This window comes from Pediococcus damnosus, from assembly GCF_001437255.1.
Lineage (GTDB): Bacteria > Bacillota > Bacilli > Lactobacillales > Lactobacillaceae > Pediococcus > Pediococcus damnosus.
This window is the reverse complement of sequence record NZ_JQBD01000185.1, coordinates 1-565: the sequence shown is the minus strand read 5'-3', so window position 1 is coordinate 565 and position 565 is coordinate 1. Positions and strand designations below refer to the sequence as shown.

Here is a 565-nt window from a genome sequence, read left to right as displayed (position 1 = left end):
TTAACGCCTGAATAACCACCATCAACTAAGACATTTTGAACCTGGCGTAAATGCATGGCATGTAAAGCGATCATTGCACTGGCCCCGTCTCGATCAGAGACGTTCGCTCGCGTCATGTGAATGGCCTGCGGAAAGCCATTGATATCAACTGCCAGATGGCGCTTAATCCCCGAGATTTTCTTACCAGCGTCGTAACCTTTGTTTTCAGCAGTAGCGGTGTTTTTGACGCTCTGAGCGTCAACGATAATAAAGGAAGTTAAAGCTGAACGTCCTTGGTAAGTTCGCCGAGCAATGACAATTTTTTTAAAACTTGTTCCAATAAAGAATCAGCCGTAGGCTCAGCTTTAGTTGACCAAATTTTGTAATAGTTGTAAACTGACCGCCATTCTGGGAAATCACCGGGGACTTGACGCCATTGGCAACCGGTTTTCAAGACATATAGGACCGCACAGAAGACCTCGTAGAGGTCATATTTTCGAGGCTTAGTTCGCTTACGAAAATTTTCTAAAGCTGGTCGAATTAATTCAAATTGTTGCCGAGTAATATTGCTGGGATAATTTTTCAT

Annotated in this window: 1 pseudogene; it reads right to left on the bottom strand. The window is 43.5% G+C overall.

From position 1 onward, the window contains the following. Window positions 1–565 (bottom strand): annotated as a pseudogene (locus IV84_RS10835) (IS5 family transposase); the annotation flags it as partial.